This is a genomic window from Massilia sp. YIM B02443 (assembly GCF_030411955.1).
Taxonomy (GTDB): Bacteria; Pseudomonadota; Gammaproteobacteria; order Burkholderiales; family Burkholderiaceae_D; genus Telluria.
In genome coordinates, this window is record NZ_JASNRA010000055.1 from 1 (window position 1) to 5,812 (window position 5,812).

The 5,812-nt window shown below is 51.2% G+C and carries 4 tRNA genes and 2 rRNA genes; all 6 read right to left on the bottom strand.

From position 1 onward, the window contains the following. Positions 1 to 3,265: ribosomal RNA gene (locus QPK27_RS25005) — 23S ribosomal RNA — on the bottom strand; the annotation flags it as partial. Positions 3,266 to 3,506: 241 nt separating this feature from the next. Then, positions 3,507 to 3,582, bottom strand: a tRNA-Ala gene (locus tag QPK27_RS25010). Between the two features lie 8 nt (positions 3,583 to 3,590). Next, positions 3,591 to 3,667 (bottom strand) — tRNA-Ile (locus QPK27_RS25015). Positions 3,668 to 3,841: 174 nt separating this feature from the next. After that, positions 3,842 to 3,917, bottom strand: a tRNA-Ala gene (locus QPK27_RS25020). 8 nt (positions 3,918 to 3,925) lie between these two features. Further along, positions 3,926 to 4,002: transfer RNA gene (locus tag QPK27_RS25025), tRNA-Ile, on the bottom strand. A 152-nt stretch (positions 4,003 to 4,154) separates the two neighbouring features. Further along, positions 4,155 to 5,812 (bottom strand): 16S ribosomal RNA (locus QPK27_RS25030).

The following is a 5,812-nucleotide window of genomic DNA, read 5'->3' on the forward strand; positions in this document are numbered from 1 at the left end:
AGGCAAGTTTCCCGCTTAGATGCTTTCAGCGGTTATCTCTTCCGAACTTAGCTACCCGGCAATGCCACTGGCGTGACAACCGGTACACCAGAGGTTCGTCCACTCCGGTCCTCTCGTACTAGGAGCAGCCCCCTTCAAATTTCCAACGCCCACGGCAGATAGGGACCAAACTGTCTCACGACGTTTTAAACCCAGCTCACGTACCACTTTAAATGGCGAACAGCCATACCCTTGGGACCGGCTACAGCCCCAGGATGTGATGAGCCGACATCGAGGTGCCAAACTCCCCCGTCGATATGAACTCTTGGGAGGAATCAGCCTGTTATCCCCAGAGTACCTTTTATCCGTTGAGCGATGGCCCTTCCATACAGAACCACCGGATCACTATGTCCTACTTTCGTACCTGCTCGACTTGTCGGTCTCGCAGTTAAGCACGCTTATGCCATTGCACTATTAGCACGATGTCCGACCGTACCTAGCGTACCTTCGAACTCCTCCGTTACACTTTAGGAGGAGACCGCCCCAGTCAAACTGCCTACCATGCACTGTCCCCGATCCGGATAACGGACCAAGGTTAGAACCTCAAATGAACCAGGGTGGTATTTCAAGGATGGCTCCATAGGAACTGGCGTCCCTACTTCAAAGCCTCCCACCTATCCTACACAGATTGATTCAAAGTCCAATGCAAAGCTACAGTAAAGGTTCATGGGGTCTTTCCGTCTAGCCGCGGGTAGATTGCATCATCACAAACATTTCAACTTCGCTGAGTCTCGGGAGGAGACAGTGTGGCCATCGTTACGCCATTCGTGCAGGTCGGAACTTACCCGACAAGGAATTTCGCTACCTTAGGACCGTTATAGTTACGGCCGCCGTTTACTGGGACTTCAATCAAGAGCTTGCACCCCATCATTTAATCTTCCAGCACCGGGCAGGCGTCACACCCTATACGTCCACTTTCGTGTTTGCAGAGTGCTGTGTTTTTATTAAACAGTCGCAGCCACCATTTTATTGCAACCCGTTCATCCTTCCACAGTAAAGTGGTCAAACTACTAGGGCGTACCTTATCCCGAAGTTACGGTACCAATTTGCCGAGTTCCTTCTCCCGAGTTCTCTCAAGCGCCTTAGAATACTCATCTCGCCCACCTGTGTCGGTTTGCGGTACGGTCTCGTATGACTGAAGCTTAGAGGCTTTTCTTGGAACCACTTCCGATTGCTTCGCGCTACAAGAGCGCTCGTCTCAACCCCTTGAATTACGTGCCCGGATTTGCCTAAGCACCTTCTATGAGTCAAAAACTNNNGCGCATGGCCGCTCGTCTCAACCCCTTGAATTACGTGCCCGGATTTGCCTAAGCACCTTCTATGAGTCAAAAACTGACTATTCCAACAGTCAGACAACCTTCCGCGATCCGTCCCCCCATCGCATCATACGACGGTGCAGGAATATTAACCTGCTTCCCATCAGCTACGCATCTCTGCCTCGCCTTAGGGGCCGACTCACCCTGCTCCGATGAACGTTGAACAGGAAACCTTGGGCTTACGGCGTGCGGGCTTTTCACCCGCATTATCGCTACTCATGTCAGCATTCGCACTTCTGATACCTCCAGCATCCTTTACAAGACACCTTCGCAGGCTTACAGAACGCTCTCCTACCATATAGATCAAGTGATAAATCACGAGAAATATATCCGCAGCTTCGGTGACTGGCTTAGCCCCGTTACATCTTCCGCGCAGGACGACTCGATCAGTGAGCTATTACGCTTTCTTTAAATGGTGGCTGCTTCTAAGCCAACATCCTGACTGTTTTAGCCTTCCCNNNATAGATCAAGTGATAAATCACGAGAAATATATCCGCAGCTTCGGTGACTGGCTTAGCCCCGTTACATCTTCCGCGCAGGACGACTCGATCAGTGAGCTATTACGCTTTCTTTAAATGGTGGCTGCTTCTAAGCCAACATCCTGACTGTTTTAGCCTTCCCACTTCGTTTTCCACTTAGCCAATCTTTGGGACCTTAGCTGGCGGTCTGGGTTGTTTCCCTCTTGACACCGGACGTTAGCACCCGATGTCTGTCTCCCAAGCTCGCACTCATCGGTATTCGGAGTTTGCAATGGTTTGGTAAGTCGCAATGACCCCCTAGCCATAACAGTGCTCTACCCCCGATGGTGATACTTGAGGCACTACCTAAATAGTTTTCGGAGAGAACCAGCTATTTCCAAGTTTGTTTAGCCTTTCACCCCTACCCACAGCTCATCCCCTAATTTTTCAACATTAGTGGGTTCGGACCTCCAGGGCGTGTTACCGCACCTTCATCCTGGCCATGGGTAGATCACTTGGTTTCGGGTCTACACCCAGCGACTGTCGCCCTGTTCGGACTCGATTTCTCTACGGCTCCCCTATTCGGTTAACCTCGCCACTGAATGTAAGTCGCTGACCCATTATACAAAAGGTACGCCGTCACCCCACGAAGAGGCTCCGACTGTTTGTATGCACACGGTTTCAGGATCTATTTCACTCCCCTCCCGGGGTTCTTTTCGCCTTTCCCTCACGGTACTGGTTCACTATCGGTCGATTACGAGTATTTAGCCTTGGAGGATGGTCCCCCCATGTTCAGACAGGATTTCTCGTGTCCCGCCCTACTTGTCGTATGCTTAGTACCACCGGTCTGATTTCGTGTACGGGGCTATCACCCACTATGGCGCNCTTGGAGGATGGTCCCCCCATGTTCAGACAGGATTTCTCGTGTCCCGCCCTACTTGTCGTACGCTTAGTACCACCGTCTAGATTTCGTGTAAGGGGCTATCACCCTCTATGGCCAACATTTCCAGGTTGTTCCACTATCTAGTCGACTATCACGTACAGGCTCTTCCCATTTCGCTCGCCACTACTTTGGGAATCTCGGTTGATTTNTGCTTAGTACCACCGGTCTGATTTCGTGTACGGGGCTATCACCCACTATGGCGCCTATTTCCAGAGGCTTCCACTATCAGTCCGACTATCACATACAGGCTCATCCCATTTCGCTCGCCACTACTTTGGGAATCTCGGTTGATTTCTTTTCCTGCAGCTACTTAGATGTTTCAGTTCGCCGCGTTCGCTTTGCATACCTATGTATTCAGTATGCAATGACCTAAAAGGCCGGGTTTCCCCATTCGGAAATCTGCGGATCAAAGCTCGTTTGCTAGCTCCCCGCAGCTTATCGCAAGCTACTACGTCCTTCATCGCCTGTAATCGCCAAGGCATCCACCATGTGCACTTATTCACTTGTCCCTATAACGTTGGCCTCTGCATGAGTTACAGAGATCGTCATAGAATTCAAGAGTACAACTATGTTTGCTTGATACAAATTACTACTACCCTAAGTGTGCATCGTATTTCGTTTCCGATTTACGCTACACGCTTAAAAAAACTTTACTTCTTCCAGATTGTTAAAGAACGAGAAAACAGTGATCTCTAAAAGATCAAACCTAAATCTCATCAGTTATTACTGACGACTTACGTTTGAACTTTTTGGTGGAGGATGACGGGATCGAACCGACGACCCCCTGCTTGCAAAGCAGGTGCTCTCCCAGCTGAGCTAATCCCCCGAGAAACGTGGTAGGGCTGGTTGGACTCGAACCAACGACCCCCGCGTTATCAACACGGTGCTCTAACCAGCTGAGCTACAGCCCCGATAAAACTGTTCTTCTCTGTTCAACAGTCGATAAGCGTGGACGCTNNNTTCACCACATCGTTTCCGACATGATCAAACACGCTTAAAAAAACTTTACTTCTTCCAGATTGTTAAAGAACGAGTACTACACTTATCTAAACCGCAGGGCTTACATAAATATAGTGAACAGTAAGTGGTGGAGGATGACGGGATCGAACCGACGACCCCCTGCTTGCAAAGCAGGTGCTCTCCCAGCTGAGCTAATCCCCCGAGAAACGTGGTAGGGCTGGTTGGACTCGAACCAACGACCCCCGCGTTATCAACACGGTGCTCTAACCAGCTGAGCTACAGCCCCGATAAAACTGTTCTTCTCTGTTCAACAGTCGATAAGCGTGGACGCTTGATGATAAGCTCAAGGCTCCGGTGCTACTCTAGAAAGGAGGTGATCCAGCCGCACCTTCCGATACGGCTACCTTGNAGAGCTCTAGGCTCTCGGTGCTACTCTAGAAAGGAGGTGATCCAGCCGCACCTTCCGATACGGCTACCTTGTTACGACTTCACCCCAGTCACGAATCCTACCGTGGTAAGCGCCCTCCTTGCGGTTAAGCTACCTACTTCTGGTAAAACCCGCTCCCATGGTGTGACGGGCGGTGTGTACAAGACCCGGGAACGTATTCACCGCGACATGCTGATCCGCGATTACTAGCGATTCCAACTTCACGTAGTCGAGTTGCAGACTACGATCCGGACTACGATACACTTTCTGGGATTAGCTCCCCCTCGCGGGTTGGCGGCCCTCTGTATGTACCATTGTATGACGTGTGAAGCCCTACCCATAAGGGCCATGAGGACTTGACGTCATCCCCACCTTCCTCCGGTTTGTCACCGGCAGTCTCATTAGAGTGCTCAACTAAATGTAGCAACTAATGACAAGGGTTGCGCTCGTTGCGGGACTTAACCCAACATCTCACGACACGAGCTGACGACAGCCATGCAGCACCTGTGTTCAGGTTCCCTTTCGGGCACTGCCAAATCTCTTCGGCATTCCTGACATGTCAAGGGTAGGTAAGGTTTTTCGCGTTGCATCGAATTAATCCACATCATCCACCGCTTGTGCGGGTCCCCGTCAATTCCTTTGAGTTTTAATCTTGCGACCGTACTCCCCAGGCGGTCTACTTCACGCGTTAGCTGCGTTACCAAGTTAATTAAAACCCGACAACTAGTAGACATCGTTTAGGGCGTGGACTACCAGGGTATCTAATCCTGTTTGCTCCCCACGCTTTCGTGCATGAGCGTCAATCTTGACCCAGGGGGCTGCCTTCGCCATCGGTGTTCCTCCACATCTCTACGCATTTCACTGCTACACGTGGAATTCTACCCCCCTCTGCCAGATTCTAGCCTTGCAGTCTCCATCGCAATTCCCAGGTTGAGCCCGGGGATTTCACGACAGACTTACAAAACCGCCTGCGCACGCTTTACGCCCAGTAATTCCGATTAACGCTTGCACCCTACGTATTACCGCGGCTGCTGGCACGTAGTTAGCCGGTGCTTATTCTTCAGGTACCGTCATTAGCCGTGGATATTAGCCACAGCCGTTTCTTCCCTGACAAAAGAGCTTTACAACCCGAAGGCCTTCTTCACTCACGCGGCATTGCTGGATCAGGCTTGCGCCCATTGTCCAAAATTCCCCACTGCTGCCTCCCGTAGGAGTCTGGACCGTGTCTCAGTTCCAGTGTGGCTGGTCGTCCTCTCAGACNTTCTTCACTCACGCGGCATTGCTGGATCAGGCTTGCGCCCATTGTCCAAAATTCCCCACTGCTGCCTCCCGTAGGAGTCTGGACCGTGTCTCAGTTCCAGTGTGGCTGGTCGTCCTCTCAGACCAGCTACTGATCGTCGCCTTGGTGAGCCTTTACCTCACCAACTAGCTAATCAGATATCGGCCGCTCCAGGAGCACAAGGTCCGAAGATCCCCTGCTTTCATCCATAGATCGTATGCGGTATTAGCGTAACTTTCGCTACGTTATCCCCCACTCTTGGGTACGTTCCGATATATTACTCACCCGTTCGCCACTCGTCAGCGGAGCAAGCTCCCTGTTACCGTTCGACTTGCATGTGTAAAGCATGCCGCCAGCGTTCAATCTGAGCCAGGATCAAACTCTTCAGTT